The following is an 18,100-nucleotide window of genomic DNA, read 5'->3' as shown; positions in this document are numbered from 1 at the left end:
TTAAAACGATAAGAGCAATCATTAATATTAGAAAAAGCTCTAAAGTTTTTTGATTTTTAATTTTCATGGTATCTAGAGTACATTAGAACCTTTATAATAATTTATTAAGCTAAAGTATTTTGTTTTTTTAACCGTTAACTAGGTCAAAATTAAGAAATCAAAGGTGTAATTTTGTACGCAATAAGGTGTCTGAAGTACTAATTTATCTTATAATTAAGGTGTTTTTTAAAAATTTAATCAAAAAACACCTTAATTCTTAACAAAAATAAAAGTCTACGAAAAAGTCTTAATATATTGGGTAGGAGTTTTATCAAATTTATTTCGGAAACATTTGCTAAAATATTTAGGGTTTTTAAATCCTACCATATAGCTTATTTGAGAAATACTATATTGATCTTGCTCTAAAAGATCGGCTGCTTTTTTTAATCGAATATGCTGAATAAAATCTTTAGGGGTAAAATCGGTCCAAACCTTTATTTTTTTAAATAACACGGTTCTACTAACTCCCAATTCTTTACAAAACATTGGTATATCAAACTGCTCATTAGAAATATTTTTTTCTACAATTTGAAGTGCCTTTTTATATAAATTTTCATCTATCGATGATAATACCAAATCCTCAGGCATTAAATCTTCGTTAGCATTTATTTTTTCTTTTACACGAGAGATAGAATTTAAAAGATTCTTTACTCTTAGCGTAAACTCCTTAACATTAAAAGGTTTACTTATATAATCATCTGCACCACTTTCTAAACCTTCTATTTTATAGATTAATGAAGATCTAGATGTTAATAAAATTAATGGAATATGACTCGTTCTAACATCTGTTTTAATTTTGGCACAAAGTTCGGTTCCTGTCATTTCCGGCATAATGACATCACTTACAATTAAATTTACATCTTCACGTAAGGCTATTTTATAGGCCACTTTACCGTTTTCGGCTTCCAACACCTTATAATTTTGCTTTAATAAACTTCTCATAAACTTCCTGAGCGGTTTATTATCCTCAACCAATAACACGGTTAGTTTGTCTTCTTCTTTTAAACTATCTAAAACATCGTCTTCCAATATGACTTCGGAATCTGATAACTGGTTAACGTATTGCTCTAAGTCGTCACTAAATTTAAAATCGTGAATAATATCGGCATCGCTTAAATGTTCTCTTCCTTGTTTTAATTCAACCGAAAAAACACTTCCTTTACCTTCTTCTAAATTGTCTTTAACTTGAATTTTACCCTTATGTAAATTTACTATGGTTTTAACTATAGACAACCCTATGCCTGTACCCTTGTTATAAGCATTAACTAGCTGCCTATTAGCATTCAATTCAAAAAAACGTTCAAAAATTTTGTCTTTAAATTCCTCGGCAATACCCACCCCTGAATCTTCTACTTGAATTATAACCGTATCTTTTTCCTGTATGATTCTTATTACTATTTTTCCGTTTTTTGGTGTGTATCTAAAAGCATTCGAAATTAAATTGTAAAAAACCCGCTCTAGTTTATATCTATCGACGTATACCAATATTTGATCTGAAGATGTAAAAAATTCGTACTGGTAATTGCCGTCTTTAGCATATTCAGAAAAGGATAAATAAATTTCTTTTAAAAACTTAACGATATTTATTTCCGCGGTTTCTAATTTTATGAAGTCACTTTCGATCTTTCTAAAATCCATTAATCGATTTATGAGTTGTAATAAATGATTAGAATTACTTTCTATCACTTTTAACTTTTTATACATCTCACTACTCCCCCTATAGTTTTCTAAAATCTGACTTATAGGTCCAAGAATAAGAGTTAAAGGTGTTCTAAATTCATGAGAAATATTAGTAAAAAATTCCAGTTTAGATTTATTGTTTTTCTTTATTTGCTCCGCTTCCAATTTTTCCAAAACCAACTGATTTCCTAGCTTCTGTCTAGATTTTAGTAGGTTGAGTAGATAATATAAAATTGAAAAAATAACAAATCCATAAAACAAAAATGCCCACCAAGTACGCCAAGGTGCCGGATTTACTTTTATTTGTAATGATGTTGGTTCCGTATTTTCAACATTATCATTATTTATCCCTTTTACCTGAAAAACATAGGTACCTGGATCTTGAATAGTATATGACGCTGAACTTTGAGATGTTTCTATCCATTCGTCTTCTAACCCCAGCAACCTATAAACATAATGGTTATTTGTAGCATTTAAATAATTAGGAATAGCAAAAGAAATATTAAAATTACCTTGGTCATGAGATAATTCTAATTGGTTTGTATAAGAAATAGTTTTATTTAATAACCCCTCTTCTCCTCCAACATGTAGAACTTTATTTTTAATTTTAAAACTTGTTAAAACAACTTGTGGTGAAAAAGAGTTTTTAATCAATTTATCTGGATTAAAACACACAACACCTTCTGAACCACCAAAAAATATATAGTTTTTAAAATATTTAAAACTTGCATTATAGTTAAACTGGTTGCTAGGTAATCCATCCTTTTGCGTATAATTAGCTACTATAATATTTTCTCTAGGATTAAATCTTAAAATACCTTGATTTGGCGTAGATATCCAGAAGTGACCTTGTTTATCTTCAACAATACTTCTAACACCTTTTACCGGTTCATTATCTTCAATTTTTAAATTAACTTTTTTAAAGGTATCACCTTCTAATCGAAATAAACCTTCTACTTCTGTGCCAGCCCAAATCTGATTATTAGCATCATTAAAAACACAAGTTATGGTGTATTTTGCCTCTTTTTTTTCTTCTAAAAAATAATTACTAATGCGATTCTGAGCGTCTATTTTGCTTAACCCTTGGAAAGTACCAACCCAGAGGTTATCATTTGAATCTAACTTTATAGTCCGTACTATATTATGAGTTAGACCTTTCTCTCTGTTTTGCATGTTTACGGCAATAATTTCAAAAGTGTTATCAAACAAATTATAACGAATTACACCTTTACCTAAAGTACCAATAAATATTTCATCAGACCTTTGTGCAATGCTACTTACCCCCACATCATCCAACAATTTAATGACTTCATTTGGTAAAATTGTAGTATTAAATTGTTTTGATTTTAAATCGTAAACAGCCACTCCTTTATTAAAAGTACCAATCCAAAGTTTACTATCATTATCCTTAAATAAAGCCTTAATATTATCACTAGGAAGTTCAGTAGTGTTTTCAGTATTTATATATTTATAACTTCTAGAAACTGTATCTAATAAGGTTAAACCTCCTCCTTCAGTACCAAAATAAATACTGTTCTTAAAAGTCTCTATGGAGCTAATAGATTTAAAACTCAATCCACTATTCCCTGGTCTTTGAGTAATTTTAAGAAAATTAATATTAGACTCGTCCCAAATATTGACACCTCCGTAATAAGTGCCTATCCAAATAGAACCTTTTGCATCTTTAAAAATTGATTTTATAAAATTATCATTGATTGACTCACTATCGTTAATATTTGTATATAAAGTCGTTATTTGTTTGTTTTTGTTAGCGATTTGCAAACCTTTATATGTGCCAATCCAAAGATTCCCGCTTCTATCCAAAAGCAGTTTTCGGACATTTCTATTTAATCCATTTAATGATTTTTCTTGGAAATAAGGAGAAATGGAATCGTTATCCAAATGATATTCTACAATGTGATGTTCTTTAGTAGCCAATAGAACACTTGAATCGTCAGCTACCATCATATCCTGAATTACATATTTTTCAGTATTCTTTATAGGTTGAATATTAATATGATTATTTTCTTCTACATGAATTTTTAAGAGACCTTTATTGGTGCTAACAACTAGTAATTTTTGAGAAAGTTTTTGTACCGAATATATAACATACCCCTTTAAAATAGTGGTAAACGTATCAGTACTCCTGGTGTAAATAGAAATTCCGGAAGATGTTCCGAACCAAAGTTTATCTTTAGAAAAATCACAAATAGAAGTAATTCTATTATTTGTAATGGATGTATGGCTAGTATCAGCTAGGTATCTCGTGAATCTATCTGTTTTAGGATTATATTTATTAAGACCTAATGCCGTTCCAATCCAAATTAAACCTTCTCGATCTACCTCTAAACAAATAATATCACTACTTGATAATGAGTTTAATGCATCACTATGCCTATAAACTGTAATATTGGTGCCATCGTATCTATTTAAACCATCTCTTGTCCCAATCCAAATTTGCCCCAACGAATCTTGGGTAATAGCCATGGCAGAGTTTTGAGATAAACCATGTGCTGTAGACACAGAACTAAACTTGTATATTTCATTCTGCCCATTAACGTACCAGGATAGTACAAAAAGCACTAAAAAACTCATTTTTTGCATGTGGCAAAATACAAATTTTGCAAAAAAATAAAGTAAAATCTACAAAACTATTTTCAAATCACATCTTTACTAAATAATCTTTATTTTCGATTATAAAACAATATTGTAAAATTTAAACAGTGATTAACTATATTGATTTACGATCAATAAAATTAAAAGGCACCTTAATACGTCCCATGTCATTATTTAAAATCATTTTAGCGGCAGTTTCTCCCATAACTTTAAAATCTGTTGACATTACTGTTATTCCTAATAAATCTTTTAATGGTGTATCGTTGTATGAAATCACCCCTATGCTTTCACCTAAGGACAATTCTTGTTCTCTAATTTGAGTTATAATATTAACAAGATCTGCTTCTTCTATGGTAATGAACAAATCACCTTTCTTAAAAACCATTTCATCACAAACTTCATTTAAAATTTCAAAATCTATATCATTTTCTAGACAAAATCTTCTAAAGCCTCTTAATATACGTTTAGGATAAGGATAAATCGACTTTTCAGGATAAATAAGTACTAACTTTTTGTATTTTGATATTTTACTTTTCCCTTTATCTAAAGCTTCATATATATCTTTATCAAAATCTTGATAAACAGCTCTTACATCATCTTCAAATGGCCCTCTGATGTTATCTAGAATTAGCAACTTATTTTTAGGTATAGCACTCATAGCTTCTAGTACCTCATTTGTAAAGCTCGTATGCTGCATGTTTTCATTTTTAAAATGGGGCATTACAACATAATAGTCATAGGCCATTTTATTATTTTTCAGTGCATTTAAAAACAGAAATTCATCGCAATGGTAAACCACCAAATCTATTTTCGAATTTAAACCTATCCGATCCATAAAGGAGTTATAAATTTGCATTTTATAGGTACTTAATTTATTGACCAAAAAAAGTATATTTAACTTACAATTGGTTTCATTTTTCACCACATAATAACCACGTCTGTGTATCGATTGGATAATATTTCGCTCCTTCAAAACATTATAAGCTTTTTCTACTGTATCTCTAGATAAGTAAAAATCCTCGCTAATCATATTTATAGATGGCAATCTTTGATTCAATTTAATATTTCCATTTGAGATATTTTTAATTATAGAATCAACAATTTGCTGATACATTGGTAATCTCGAATTCTTATTAATTTCGATATAACTTAAAATTTCCATATGCTTCAAGTCTTAATTTAGTTAGGTTCACAATTTATTAAGCTTGAAGTATTGTTAAGTACCGATTAGGGTATCTAATAGTACCAACCCTATTAAATTAGTACTTAGAAACCACATATTTTAGGGGTTTCCATGTTTTACACCACATATTTTATAATATTTAATGGTTAAGAAAAGCTGAATTGAAAAAATAATAAATTCCTGAACTTCTTGTTACCAACCTTCCTTATACAGTTAACTTCCAAAAAAAAACTAAGTTCAAAAAATAAAAATGAGTGAATTTTTACTGCAGCATGTTTCAAAGATTTTAAGAGATTATTAATGGAAATTCGTTACAACTCATATAGCTTTAGAAATATGAGCAAATTTCAATTACTTTTATTGGTTTTTACAAGCACTTTTCTTCCTCCATTTAATTCACTTAATTCAAGCATAAGTCTTTCATTATCCCCAAGCACGAATTTTGGAAGTACACAAACAAACCGTTTACCTTCGTTTGCTTTAATTTGAATTGGAATAGTTTGATGATACATTACATACTGCTGTAAACGTTGAAAAGATGCTTTCCTTCTCTTATTTCCGCTAGTAACATGGACATTTAAATAATCGACTTCAAAATCTATATGTGATTTGTTCTTAATCTCAATGACTAAATAAACTTCATCCCCCTGATAAGCCACATCTTGTAACTGCACTTTAATACCTTTTTTTCTTTTGGTTTTGATTGCATTTGTGTTTCTACTGAGTAAATAATCACAGAAATTCTTATAATTCTTAGTTTTATCTGTTATCGTTGAAGATATTGAGTCGTCTGTTTTTTCATCTATCATCACTGGTGATTCAGTTCCAATACTTTCATCTAAACCAACAAAATAATTCAACTTCGTAATATGTTCCTTATATTTCAAAATATAGGAATACACTTGACCATTTTTGGTTATGGCTATTAAATTACTCTCTTTACCAGGTGTTGCTTGTAACAGACCAAAATATTGTTCCTTATCTCGGTTATAGGTAAACACAAAATGAGGTGAACCAGTAATACCTAGGCGGATGGGCTCAGTAAAAAACAAGGCGACATTTTTATGATTGTTAGCATAAATCGTATCTAATCTTTTTTGCCCTATGAGGTCGCATGATAGTAATATCATGGCTACAAATACATATACTTTCATGAGTTATGGTTTTAAAATGAGTTGATAATTATCAGCAATAGTTACTTTAACAGCTCTATTTCCTCTTTGGAATATTTTCTTTATACCTCCTACTTGTGGTACTCCCGTTATATTAATATCCTCTACAATATCAGCTACAACCTCCTGCCTTGCTTCTGCATGAAAACTGTTTTCGATATAGACGCCCTCTGTGCCGTCTTCTAAATCAAAAGCTTTAAGTTTTACAGGATGGTGGTTTATATTTTGGATTTTTATAATGGTTCGGTTGGGTTTGAAACTAACGAATCCATAAATGGTTGTGTTTTTTGGATAAACATGATTGTCTATTCTTGCTGCTTGGGTTAAACGCATTCGTAGCCTGAAATTATTACGTACGGATTGCGTACCATCAACCTTGGCATAAATAAAAGCATCTGTAGTTTTTAAAGTTTGCTTGTCATTGACTACAGGGTTTGAAGCGAAGAACAACTGATGCTCCAAAGCCAACTCCTTTGCCATGGTTTCATAATCTACTACTATTTTTTCAGATATAGTGTCTACACTTTTTTCTTCCTTTTGCTCCTGATTTACTGCTGACCTATAATTTCCTTCTGAATAGCTTATCCTTCCTTCGTTGTAGATACTATCTACCATCCGCATTTTTTCCTTGCTTAACAATTCGCTATCATAAACTCCTGTTGAGTCTAACAAATGCTCATCATAAATACTAGGCGCATTGGTTTCTCGAACTTCTTTTAAATCATTAACAGCTTCTAGTTTCGTCTCATATTCCTTTTGATCATCTGGCAAGTCTGGAATAGCAATGTCATTGTTTTCTATAATGGATTCATTATCGTCTCCCATAATGGTCATACTGTATCCAGCGATAAATAAAATGATACTGACTAATACGGTTATAAAAACGATTTTCTTTTTATCAATTTTCATTATCAATGCGTTTTAAGGTGTTTTCAAAATAATTGGTAATCAAAAGGCCGTGGGGGTTATTTGGAAAGTGCCTATCCACTTGAATTAATTTACCTATAGTCGTCATTTCATAAGTGTCAATTATTGACCCCCGATTGATTTCAAATACAGTTTTGGTTTCAAAGGCATAGGGCTCTGCTTGAATATCAACCTTAGAATGGATGCTAATCACCTTTTGTAATAAAGAATATTGCAATAAGCGATTATAAACCCCATCTGCCTTCTTTTGTCTGTACAATCCGTCTACGGTACTGTTGCCCAACCACAAGGCTTTCTCTAAATTTTTCTCATAATTGCTGGCGTCAATATTATAAAAGTAACGATGAAAATTTTCTAAATGCGCCAATGCTTCAACTTCAAGATTCTCTTGGAGAGACACGAATTTTAATGGAATGATCTGCCCCTCTGTGTTGACTACAAAGGCATTATTAACGGTTTCTTTATGCAGTAAAATCACAAGCACTACAGAAACCACACAGGTTATTACAGCTCCTATAACTACTGCCAGCACAATAAAACGGTTGAGCTTGAGTACGCTAAAAATGTTTCTATATGGTGTTTTCATTTTCTTAAATATTTTTTAACTGATTACCCCCTAGCCACCTATAAAAAGTTTGAACACAAAAGTGTTGGCCTTTCGATAGAGTTTGAATTTTAAAAGCACAATAAATCCAACTGAGGCAAATTGTAGGAGCGGCGCAAAAAAATCACTGCCCCAATCGGTTCCAAACAAGTCTGCCCAAAAGTTCGTATTGATTTCCGTGTAAAGCTGATTCACAAATACATTCACCAGAAAAAAGGCTGGCACCAGCATGTACACACCTGCATAAAGCTTGAAGAAATTATAAGCTAAGGTTCTAAACTTTTCAAATACCGCTAAACTAATGACCAAAGGAAAAAAGGCTTGCATGATGCCTAACAAGAAATAACGCTCTGCTAAAAACAGTGGATAAATGAACAAGTCCAGTAACCATAAAAATATCCCCATGATAAAGGCTATCGCTTTTAAACCGTATAATGGTGTTACTAAAGCTTCATACAATAAGGCAAATGCTTTTTGGGCTGCTTTCAAAGGCCCTACATCTTGCTCTAAATCTAATTCCAGCATTTGTAAAGGTAACAAGGCTGGTGCTGTATCACGATATTGTGTTTCAACAGCAACCAAAAGGGCATCGAACACATTTAATACTTGTGTTGAAAAAATAACCAAGATCACTACGGCAAAATTCTTTGCTAATTCTGATGGCGTTAACCCCCAGGTAAATCCTGCATTGGTAGCTATGCCTTCGTTGTATTTTTTTAGAATATTTATCAGAAAGAAAAGAATGGCTAGAGTTTTCATTCCTGTTATGGTATACTGCGAAAAATCACTGTTTTTGATCGTCGTAAATACAGCATCCACATATTCTAAGCCTATGCCTAAAAAAATAGCAGCCATTAGTAATTTGTCTGTCTGTTATTGATGATGTCTTGCATTTCTCTAAAAGCGATGATCTCGCGATAGCGTCTGGTCTTTGCTTCTATTTCTGCAACCATATCTTTTGACTCTCTTTCTTTTTCCTTGAGTACTTCAGCGCGTTCTGCATCTGTCATTTTAAGGGTACCACTAGAGAGAATTTTATCTATGTATTCTAAGCTATCCATGGAATTTTCTATTATGGCATTAAATGAGTCAGAAATCCGATTAACTTCCTCTGCTTTGATATAGGGTGAGTTTAATATCTCTCTTAAATCGTCTTGTACCAAATCAAAAAGACGTTTATTATTCTGAGTGAGTTCTTTAACAGCTTTGAGCTGTGTGATGGCATTGTTCACTTTTTCTATATTCTCTTTTTGAGTTTTTAGAAACTGAACCGTTTTTAAGAGCTGTGAGGTCTGCTTGGCTGATTCAATTAAAGACTTGGCAAAACTGATAAAATTGGTATTGTCGTAAACAGGCATACCTTGTGCCGTCAGTGATTGGGAGGCAAATACACTTACTAGTAAGGTAAGCAGTAAAACTCTAATATTTGATTTCATAACTTTAATTTTTAGGAGTTAATAAATATTTTAATGGCTTCTTCCATACTGTTGGTTTGTTCATATAAGGTCATTATGGCCTCGCTTTCTTTTCCATCTGTTAAGTATGCTGCATAAACTTCTTTAGGTACTTCCAACCTGAAAATGTTACTTTCTTTACCTATTTTGATAAACATTTCGGTGTACTTCCTTGCTCCTGATAAATTATTACGAATGGATCTTAATTGATTCATATCATGACTTGACAGGTTCAATCGGTTTTTTAATTCGTCATAACCTTTTTCGTTATTGAGGCTGTAAATGACTTGGGTATTTTCTAAAATGCTGGCGGATGTAGAATTGTTGGGGAGTTGATTGATGGATTGCAAAATAACGCCTATGGCGCCGTTTTGTTTTCTAATGGCTTGATAGTAGAATTCGACACTTTCTAGTACATTTTCAAATTTGAGCTGTTTGGCGAATTCATCGAATAGTATGATGCCTTTTTCGGCCTTATTCCGCCAAATGGTACTTTGTATGGATGACTTAATGAGTTTTAACATCACCGAAAGGATCTCTTTATTGTCCTTGACTTCATCCAACTCAAAAACAATCAGCCGTTTATCTTCTATTTTATAGGTTTGGGCTTCAGTGACATCAAATAAGAAACTATACAGTCCATCTGCTACATATTCAGACAGAATATGTAAAAAGTTGTACACATTGAAATAGGCTTCTTGTATTTTTAGTTCTTCGATGAGGGAATCTTTCTTATCATCTACAAACTGATATAAGCTGGCTAATGAATGGTTAGAGTGAACCGTCTGGTAATAGTATTTTAGTACTTTCTTTATAGCAACTTCTTCTGCTTTTGTGGTGTCTTTACCTAAGGCCAGTAGTTCTAAAATAAAGACACCTAAATCCTCCAAATGTTCGGGGGTTAGTGCTTTATCTGTAGCTCTATAGAAAGGATTAATCCCTAAATTCTTTCCTTGCTCATAGCGTAAAATAATATGATCATCGGGGTAAAGTTTTGCAAACTTGGAATAGGAACCTCCTAAATCAATGACCACTAATCTGACGCCAGATTCAAAATACTGACGTAAAATATTATTGGCTAAAAAGGACTTACCTTCTCCTGTGGGAGCAAAAATGGCAAAATTCCTGGCCTTAATGCGTTTTTTACCCTCATCCCAAACATCTTTTAAAACGGGTATATTATGCTGCCTGTCATTAAAAATAATACCAGTGGCATCTGTTTTGTAATTGCTGTTATTGATATATAAACACAGAGCGTGTTTTAAATCGGTTACATAGACATCTTCATTCGAAAAATTAGATGAAAAACAACAATACGAGTTCAAGAAATAATGCTTGCGCTCTTCACCTTTGGGATAATAGGGTAAAATATCCAATTCTTTAAATTCGGCCTTTATTTTGGAAGCAATTCGATTTAAATCTTGGGCTTGTTCCGTCCAAAATATAATATTCAAATGCCCTCGAATTATTCGAGAACTATCATCCTCATTAATAATTGCTGTAATGGCTTCAATCTTTTTTAAGATGACCTTATTCTGCGTTCCAAAATTCGAACTCTTCTTGAGTTCTTCGATTTTTTTATCGAGATGCTTTTGCCATTTGTGCTTATCATCTAGGTAGATAATTTGATTGACCATATGATTTTCATGGATACTAAGTCCCAGACCGTCTATAAATCCTTGATGAAAGGTGTAATCATCGGATGTGAATTTTTCGTTGGTTTTACTACTTTGTACGACATCTCCAAAACAGCGCTCACTGTTTACGGCCAGTACATCAAAATGATGTTCCCCTACAGAAATATCGGATTTTTTAAGCTGAATATCGGTATCAAAACCGGTGTTAAAGCCATTGAAATACGTGTTCGTAAGTGAAAAAATTTCATTTTCATCTAAAGGCATTAAAGTCAGTTTACGGCTGTTATTTATATAGGAAACAGCATCATTTACCGCGTTAATGAATGCTTTTACTGTATGATCTAAAGGCTTATGGATGCCTTTTTCTATCTTCCGAAATGGATTGGTAAACTTAGCTGCGTTGAGTGAGCCTCCCAGTGGCAACACAAAAAACAAATAGGATGCATGTTTGAGGTATTCACGCCCATTAAAATAATCTGCTGTGGCTTTTTCTAAAAAGCTTTCCTCTGGTAATAACGAACCATCATACTCAGCCTTCTCATAAATATCTTGTTTATGTATGACCGTGCTTACAGGCAATGATTTAAAAGCCTGAAACCAGGTTCCATGAAGGTCTTCAAAATCCTTTTCGGATAAACTGTATATTTCAGGAAGATTTGACTTATAACAAAGTACCACATGACCATTACTCGCAAAAAGAATGTGTCCTTGAACATCTAAAATGGGATGGTATGACGATAGGTTGAGTTTATTCATTTGGATAAGATTTCAATGACACAATCATTTTCATAGTTTAATCCTGTAACTTTCTTATTACTAATGGTCCTAGGAAAAACTTTTTTAAAATGTAATAAGGCTGGGTTTTTAACTAACTGGATGAGGCTGATGTATACCGTGATATTCAGAACAATGGCGCCAACCACTATGAAAAAACTAAACGAAAAAATGATGACTAGTAAGGAGACAATAACTAGAGTCATCATCAGCGCGAACATCGCAATAGGCAATCCCATTATTACAGCACTTTTTCTAATATTCTTATATACCTCATAGGTTTTCATAAGCATGATGGTTGCTGAATTAAACTACAATCCCAATTAAATAGGTAAAGATTCCCACTACTGCCCCTGCTATAAGAACAAAGACTAACACACGGGTTATCCCCTTTTTCAAATCGGCATTTTCTCCGAAGAAGTGTCCAGCATTAAACAGGAAGCCTATTAGAAAAATAACTCCTAAAATGATTGGAAAAATAGATCGAATGGTATCCGAAACATCATTTACTGAATCTTCGATACCTCCAATTTGTGCAAATAACACCTCGGAAATTAGTGCGAATAAAAACGTGAGATACATTGATTTTTTCATGTTAAAAAGGTTTTAAATTAGTACTGATTTATCTTTATGAAAATTACAATATATTTGTTTTTAAAATACTGATTTACAGTATTTTATGTGAAAAATATTTTTTAAAAGTGTTTGATTTTAATTGCAACCAAATAGCTCCAATCTTTATGACTTTTCCTTCTAAAAAATCAAAAAAACATGAAAGCAACTTTCAAAAACAGGCTCCAAAACGTCATTTTTCTTCTAGTGATACTAAAAACTTATCTGTGTTTTAGTCAAATCATAGCTCCTAAAAAAATCATTGTAATTGACCCTGGTCATGGTGGAATTGACCCTGGCTCTCTTGGTGTTTTTAATGTTAGAGAGAAAGATGTGGTTTTGAATTTGGCTAAAGAGATTGTACTGCTAAATAAAAGTGTATTTGATAGTCGGTTTGAGATACACCTCACACGACACAACGACACTTTAATCGCATTAAAAGACAGAAGTCAATTCTCTAAAAAAGGCAGTATCTCATAAAGTGTGTAAACAAAAAATATCGAGGGTTGCAACCCTCGATATTTTTTGTTTAATTTTAAAATTTACACACTTATGAAGAAAGAAGATTTTCTAAACGACGATTTTTTAAAACAGTTCAAAACAGGAGACGAACTAACCTCTTTTCTAAAATCCATCCAAAAGCGAGGTATTGAAAAGATGCTAGAAGGAGAACTTGACGCTCATTTAGACTATGAGAAACATCAGCAATCCAATAATAGCAATACCCGTAACGGCTATGGATCTAAAAGGATAAAAACAGCTTTAGGAGAGACTAATATTAAAGTTCCCAGAGACCGAGAAGCTTCTTTTACCCCTATGCTGGTTCCTAAACGCACAAACATGGTTGACGGCATAGAAAACGTCATTATCAGCCTTTATGCCAAGGGTATGAGTAATTCTGATATTGAAGAGCAAATCCGAGAAGTTTACGATTTTGATGTATCTACATCTACCATATCACGTATCACAGATAAAGTTACCAATGATATTATTGCTTGGCAAAACAGACCCCTGGAGCCCGTATATTTAATTACTTGGATGGATGGTATTGTATTTAAGGTTCGGGAGAACTCTAAAGTCATTAACAAAACCATGTACATCGCCGTAGGACTCCGTAGAGATGGTAAAAAGGAAGTCTTAGGACTTTGGCTGGGTAAGAATGAATCGGCAGCCTTTTGGATGAGTGTACTAACCGATATGAAAGCCAGAGGCGTTCAGGATTTGCTTATCACGGCCACAGATAATCTTAACGGTTTCACCGACACCATTAAAAATGTTTTTCCTGAATCTAAAACCCAAATTTGCGTGGTACATCAGATTCGTAACGCTTGTCGCTATGTTGTTTGGAAAGACAAGAAGGAATTTACAAAAGACATGAAAAATATCTATGATGCACCCACCAAAAACGCAGCAAAAGCTGCTTTAGAGGACTTTGCTCAGAAATGGGAACACAAGTACTCTTATGCTATTAAAAGCTGGAGAGACAACTGGGATGAGCTTACTGCTTTTTATGAATTTCCTGTTGAAATTAGAAAAATCATTTACACTACCAACCTTATTGAAAACCTTAATGGAAAAATCAGAAAGTACACTAAAAACAAGCTCTCATTCCCAACAGATGAGGCTGTTATGAAGTCCACTTTTTTAGCCCTTAGAGAGGCTACCAAAAAATGGTCGATGCCTATTAGGAACTGGGGCATTATTTTAAACCAGTTTTTAACTATATTTGAAAAAAGGGTTCAACTTTAAAAAAGCTAAACCCTCGATTTATAACTTACACACTTTACGGGATAGTGTCCTAAAAAATTAAAGGCTGATATCTTTTTATCTCTACATTGCAATGCTGCTCTTAATTTTGCTTACGGAATGGAAGCTTATGTTTGGGAAAAGGCTTCTGTGAATGGGAATTATTCCATGAACCTGGCTTCATCCTTATTAAAAGAAGTTAATCACAACTTAGGTTTTAAAAATCGTGGTGTAAAATACAGTAATTTTCAAGTGCTTAGAGAAACAACACCCTTTTGCACTGCTGTTCTCCTGGAGATTGGTTTTATAACCCATGATGAAGAAGCGGCTTATTTCCTTAGAAACAAAAATACCAAGGCTATGGCTTTAGCTATTTTAATGGGGTTATTAAAGAGTTGATTTAAAAACTCAATGCATTGTTTATTAAAGGAAGATCCTCGAGTTACTTCCGTTTATCTCCAGTATTCTTATCAAAAGCTTCAATATTAAATGCCTCCCGCATGATGGCTATTCCTTAATTGGTAGGATCTCTAAATATTCAGAAGCTAAAAATAAGGTAATTGTAAAAACAAGTAATGAAAGTATCCAAATAATTGTATAAACATAAACTCTTTCATTTAAATGCTTTTTTTCACTTTCAAATTCAAAATCCTCATTTAAGATTTTTTCAATATCTTCTTTTACCAAGACATCCTCATATCTCGTTTTTACATTATTATATCTTTTTTCAAGTCTTTTACTTTCCATTCGAATAATAACTCTTGAGGCAATTAAATATAAAAACGATATAACAATAAAACCTATACCTATAAGTGAAGTTTCTTTTGAAAAAATTTTATTAAGAGCTGTTTTATTAACTACTTTAAAAATAAAAACACTCAAAAAAAAGGATATAAAAACGAAAGAGCTTTTTTGAAAGTTTGTCACAAAAGACTCTATTGATTTATTTACAATATTTATTGTTTGTTCTATTTGCTCAATTATTTTATTTCTAACCTCAAAATATTTTGAAATATTTCCTTTTATATAAATCTGATTAGAGGATAAAATAGAATTAAAAACAGAACTATCTATTTCGAGAGAATTAGAGGTAATATAGGATGTCAAAATATTTCTTGAAATGGAGACTTTGTCTTCAATCTTATTTTTTTCAGAATATACCCATTTATAAATTTTATGATAATGCTCTAAACTTGTTACATTAATATTTTTGAATTCTAAACTGTACTTATACGTAATATTTCCTGTGGGACTGTAAACTATTTTGTGTTTTTGCTGTTAGTTAGTTTAAAAATGATTTTGAAATTCATAGGCAAAAAATTTACTTTTAAATTTTTATTTTATGAACTCAGACTTAGAAAAACAATTAGACGCCTTGATCGGCAAAATCAGCAACAAGGAGGACTTTGACCAGGTCAAGGAACAGTTGCTTAAACGTGGTATTGAATCACTTTTAAAAGCAGAAATGACTGCCCACTTAGGGTTTCAAAAAGGAGGTTCTGTAATTGAGAACAACCAGCGCAATGGTTTCTCAGAGAAAACTATCAAGACTCATAACGGCGAACAACGCATCAAAATCCCCAGAGATCGTCAAGCGAGCTTTGAGCCTGTTATTGTCCCCAAACATCAATCGATTAGTCAAGAATTAGAAGATTGTATTCAACTGCTTTACGCCAAAGGTATGAGCAATAGCGATATTATTGATTTTATTGAAAGTACCTATGGAGTGCAGTATTCCACATCACAGGTATCCATTATCACCAATCAATTATTGGAAGACATCAAACAATGGCAGAATAGACCTTTAGAAGACGTATATCCCATTGTCTGGATAGATGCTATTCATTATAAAATACGTCAAGAAGGCAAGGTAATATCTAAAGCCTGTATGATAGTTTTAGGGGTGAATACCGAAGGGCAACAAGATATTTTGAGCATGAGTATTGTGGAGACAGAAAAGGCAGCTGCTTGGATGTCCATTTTAGACGATCTGCGCTCTAGAGGCGTAAAAGATATCTTCTTTCTGTGTTCGGATAACCTCTCTGGATTAGATAAAGCTGTAGAAGCTATTTTTCCAGGTAGTATACGTCAAATATGTATCGTACATCAAATTAGAAACTCTTTAAAATATGTGAGCTATAAGGACCGTAAATCAATAATGGTCGATATTAAAGCTATTTATCAAGCCGATAATGAGAAATTCGCTTTAGAGGTCCGTATTCAAGAACTTAACGCAACAAATCTAAATTAATAGATTTGTAATTATGGTACGAAAAAAAACAGGTAGACTTACCCTTAAAGAAAGAATACAGATTGAGACTCTTTTAACTGAAAAAAAGAATAAATCATACATCGCTATAACCATTAACAGAGCTCGATCTACGGTTACAAGAGAAGTTAATAAATGGGTGCAAACAGATAGAGATAAATACTCAGCAGAACTAGCTCATTGGTGCGCCAAAGATGATTACCTAAACAAAAGAAATATTGATAAAATATCTAAGTACCCTAGACTTCGAATTTATGTCTATAGGGGCTTATTATCACAATGGACTCCTGAACAAATTGCTGGAAGACTAAAAGAAGAATTCCCAAATGATCCTATAATGTCTATTTCTCACGAATCAATTTATAGGTACATATATGCAAAGCCTCAAGCTAGTTTAAATAAAAAACTAATTAAACTCCTCGTACGCAAAAAAACAAGACGTAGACCCTCTAAAAAAAGACGCAGAACAGGATCTAAAATATTAAACCAAGTCAGTATAGACCTAAGGCCCGAGCATATTAACCTAAGAAATGAAATCGGACACTGGGAAGGAGATTTAATGATTGGGAAGGATCAAAAATCGGCTATTGGAACTATCGTAGAACGCAAATCTAGATATACATTAATTATCAAACTAAAAGCCAGGAACTCTAAGGAAATTGCTAAAATGTTTTCTAAAGAACTTAACAAACTAGATCCCATATTCAAAAAATCTATGACCTACGATAATGGAATTGAAATGGCAAGACACGAAACAATTACCAAGAAAACAGGTATGAAAATTTACTTTGCACACCCCTATTCTTCTTGGGAAAGAGGTACCAATGAAAACACTAACGGACTCATCAGAAGGTACCTCCCAAAAGGAACAGATTTTAACAAAATTGACTTAAATACATTCATCGAAATTCAAGAAAAATTAAACAATAGACCTCGTAAAATTATTGGATTTAAAACCCCTAATGAAGTTATGATAAAAGAACTAAAAATTGTAGCTTAGACTCATACAAAAAAAAGCAACGTTTGTTGCGTTAGAACCTTGAATGCAGCAGGCTTTCGAAGTCTTTAAACAAAATTGGGAAGATAAATACCTCTCTGCCGTACAGTCTTGGGAAAACAATTGGGATAATTTGACCGCGTTTTTAAACTACCCAAAAGAGATTAGAAAACTTATATATACTACCAATATCATTGAGAGTTTTAATGCCAGTTTAAGAAAATATACACGCAACAAAAAAGTCTTTCCTCATGATGATGCAGCACTGAAATCCATATATTTAGCAGCTCAAAGCATCAGCAAAAAATGGAAGAAAACACGATTTAAATGGGGCCAAATTTACAATCAATTGTATATTTGTTTTCCAAACAGGTTATAATCTATATTATT

General features: G+C 32.4%; 13 protein-coding genes and 3 pseudogenes. 6 read left to right on the top strand and 10 right to left on the bottom strand.

All coding sequences use genetic code 11. The annotated features are described in order from the left end of the window. Window positions 1-273: 273 nt before the first annotated feature. The 9 genes from C1A40_RS12800 to C1A40_RS12755 all read right to left on the bottom strand — a co-directional run bounded on the left by C1A40_RS12800 (window position 274) and on the right by C1A40_RS12755 (window position 12,680). Window positions 274-4,323, bottom strand: a complete 4,050-nt coding sequence (locus C1A40_RS12800; RefSeq protein ID WP_102996227.1) for a hybrid sensor histidine kinase/response regulator transcription factor — start codon at window positions 4,321-4,323, stop codon at window positions 274-276. A 127-nt stretch (window positions 4,324-4,450) separates the two neighbouring features. Beyond that, a complete protein-coding gene (locus tag C1A40_RS12795; RefSeq protein WP_199287705.1) occupies window positions 4,451-5,497 on the bottom strand; it encodes a GntR family transcriptional regulator in 1,047 nt (348 codons plus the stop codon). Window positions 5,498-5,865: 368 nt separating this feature from the next. After that, on the bottom strand, window positions 5,866-6,672 hold the full coding sequence (locus C1A40_RS12790; protein WP_102996226.1) for a DUF4138 domain-containing protein: 807 nt from the start codon (window positions 6,670-6,672) through the stop codon (window positions 5,866-5,868). 3 nt (window positions 6,673-6,675) lie between these two features. Further along, window positions 6,676-7,599 carry a conjugative transposon protein TraM gene (traM, locus tag C1A40_RS12785; protein ID WP_102996225.1) on the bottom strand — a complete coding sequence of 308 codons (924 nt, stop codon included), beginning with the start codon at window positions 7,597-7,599 and terminating at the stop codon, window positions 6,676-6,678. Continuing rightward, window positions 7,589-8,203 (bottom strand): conjugal transfer protein TraK, encoded by a 615-nt coding sequence (locus C1A40_RS12780; RefSeq protein ID WP_102996224.1) that lies wholly within the window; start codon window positions 8,201-8,203, stop codon window positions 7,589-7,591. The genes traM and C1A40_RS12780 overlap by 11 nt, the downstream gene beginning before the upstream one ends. A gap of 30 nt (window positions 8,204-8,233) precedes the next feature. After that, entirely contained in the window at window positions 8,234-9,076 is an 843-nt protein-coding gene (locus tag C1A40_RS12775; protein ID WP_102996223.1) for a hypothetical protein, read from the bottom strand. Further along, window positions 9,076-9,657: a conjugal transfer protein gene (locus C1A40_RS12770; RefSeq protein WP_102996222.1), complete on the bottom strand. Its 582-nt coding sequence runs from the start codon at window positions 9,655-9,657 to the stop codon at window positions 9,076-9,078. The genes C1A40_RS12775 and C1A40_RS12770 overlap by 1 nt, the downstream gene beginning before the upstream one ends. Before the next feature lie 11 nt (window positions 9,658-9,668). After that, window positions 9,669-12,068 carry a TraG family conjugative transposon ATPase gene (locus C1A40_RS12765; RefSeq protein WP_102996221.1) on the bottom strand — a complete coding sequence of 800 codons (2,400 nt, stop codon included), beginning with the start codon at window positions 12,066-12,068 and terminating at the stop codon, window positions 9,669-9,671. Between the two features lie 324 nt (window positions 12,069-12,392). After that, window positions 12,393-12,680 carry a hypothetical protein gene (locus C1A40_RS12755; protein WP_102996220.1) on the bottom strand — a complete coding sequence of 96 codons (288 nt, stop codon included), beginning with the start codon at window positions 12,678-12,680 and terminating at the stop codon, window positions 12,393-12,395. A 177-nt stretch (window positions 12,681-12,857) separates the two neighbouring features. On the opposite strand from C1A40_RS12755, the gene C1A40_RS12750 reads away from it, so the two are divergent. From C1A40_RS12750 to C1A40_RS12740, 3 genes and pseudogenes are all read left to right on the top strand, one after another. Continuing rightward, window positions 12,858-13,178, top strand: a complete 321-nt coding sequence (locus C1A40_RS12750; RefSeq protein ID WP_102996219.1) for an N-acetylmuramoyl-L-alanine amidase family protein — start codon at window positions 12,858-12,860, stop codon at window positions 13,176-13,178. A gap of 72 nt (window positions 13,179-13,250) precedes the next feature. Then, complete coding sequence (locus C1A40_RS12745) at window positions 13,251-14,447, top strand: IS256 family transposase (protein ID WP_102996091.1); 1,197 nt, start codon at window positions 13,251-13,253, stop codon at window positions 14,445-14,447. A gap of 66 nt (window positions 14,448-14,513) precedes the next feature. Continuing rightward, window positions 14,514-14,843, top strand: a pseudogene (locus C1A40_RS12740) (N-acetylmuramoyl-L-alanine amidase family protein); the annotation flags it as partial. Window positions 14,844-14,951: 108 nt separating this feature from the next. Here the strand turns inward: C1A40_RS12740 and C1A40_RS12735 are convergent. Continuing rightward, complete coding sequence (locus tag C1A40_RS12735) at window positions 14,952-15,551, bottom strand: hypothetical protein (RefSeq protein ID WP_102996217.1); 600 nt, start codon at window positions 15,549-15,551, stop codon at window positions 14,952-14,954. A gap of 235 nt (window positions 15,552-15,786) precedes the next feature. Between C1A40_RS12735 and C1A40_RS12730 the strand changes: the two are divergent. From C1A40_RS12730 to C1A40_RS12720, 3 genes and pseudogenes are all read left to right on the top strand, one after another. Further along, a pseudogene (locus C1A40_RS12730) lies at window positions 15,787-16,656 on the top strand (IS256 family transposase); the annotation flags it as partial. Between the two features lie 52 nt (window positions 16,657-16,708). Continuing rightward, window positions 16,709-17,713 carry an IS30 family transposase gene (locus C1A40_RS12725; protein ID WP_102994224.1) on the top strand — a complete coding sequence of 335 codons (1,005 nt, stop codon included), beginning with the start codon at window positions 16,709-16,711 and terminating at the stop codon, window positions 17,711-17,713. 49 nt (window positions 17,714-17,762) lie between these two features. Beyond that, window positions 17,763-18,089, top strand: a pseudogene (locus tag C1A40_RS12720) (transposase); the annotation flags it as partial. Between the last annotated feature and the right edge of the window lie 11 nt (window positions 18,090-18,100).

The organism is Tamlana carrageenivorans (assembly GCF_002893765.1).
GTDB lineage: Bacteria > Bacteroidota > Bacteroidia > Flavobacteriales > Flavobacteriaceae > Pseudotamlana > Pseudotamlana carrageenivorans.
This window is presented reverse-complemented; position numbering and strand designations above follow the sequence as displayed.

Bases quoted from the DNA above. Each gene is read 5' to 3' on its own strand.
- C1A40_RS12790 (WP_102996226.1), bottom strand. From the start codon at position 6,672: ATGAAAGTATATGTATTTGTAGCCATGATATTACTATCATGCGACCTC.
- C1A40_RS12745 (WP_102996091.1), top strand. From the start codon at position 13,251: ATGAAGAAAGAAGATTTTCTAAACGACGATTTTTTAAAACAGTTCAAA.
- C1A40_RS12725 (WP_102994224.1), top strand. From the start codon at position 16,709: ATGGTACGAAAAAAAACAGGTAGACTTACCCTTAAAGAAAGAATACAG.
- C1A40_RS12800 (WP_102996227.1), bottom strand. From the start codon at position 4,323: ATGCAAAAAATGAGTTTTTTAGTGCTTTTTGTACTATCCTGGTACGTT.
- traM (WP_102996225.1), bottom strand. From the start codon at position 7,599: ATGAAAATTGATAAAAAGAAAATCGTTTTTATAACCGTATTAGTCAGT.
- C1A40_RS12765 (WP_102996221.1), bottom strand. From the start codon at position 12,068: ATGAATAAACTCAACCTATCGTCATACCATCCCATTTTAGATGTTCAA.
- C1A40_RS12795 (WP_199287705.1), bottom strand. From the start codon at position 5,497: ATGGAAATTTTAAGTTATATCGAAATTAATAAGAATTCGAGATTACCA.
- C1A40_RS12780 (WP_102996224.1), bottom strand. From the start codon at position 8,203: ATGAAAACACCATATAGAAACATTTTTAGCGTACTCAAGCTCAACCGT.
- C1A40_RS12770 (WP_102996222.1), bottom strand. From the start codon at position 9,657: ATGAAATCAAATATTAGAGTTTTACTGCTTACCTTACTAGTAAGTGTA.
- C1A40_RS12755 (WP_102996220.1), bottom strand. From the start codon at position 12,680: ATGAAAAAATCAATGTATCTCACGTTTTTATTCGCACTAATTTCCGAG.
- C1A40_RS12775 (WP_102996223.1), bottom strand. From the start codon at position 9,076: ATGGCTGCTATTTTTTTAGGCATAGGCTTAGAATATGTGGATGCTGTA.
- C1A40_RS12750 (WP_102996219.1), top strand. From the start codon at position 12,858: ATGAAAGCAACTTTCAAAAACAGGCTCCAAAACGTCATTTTTCTTCTA.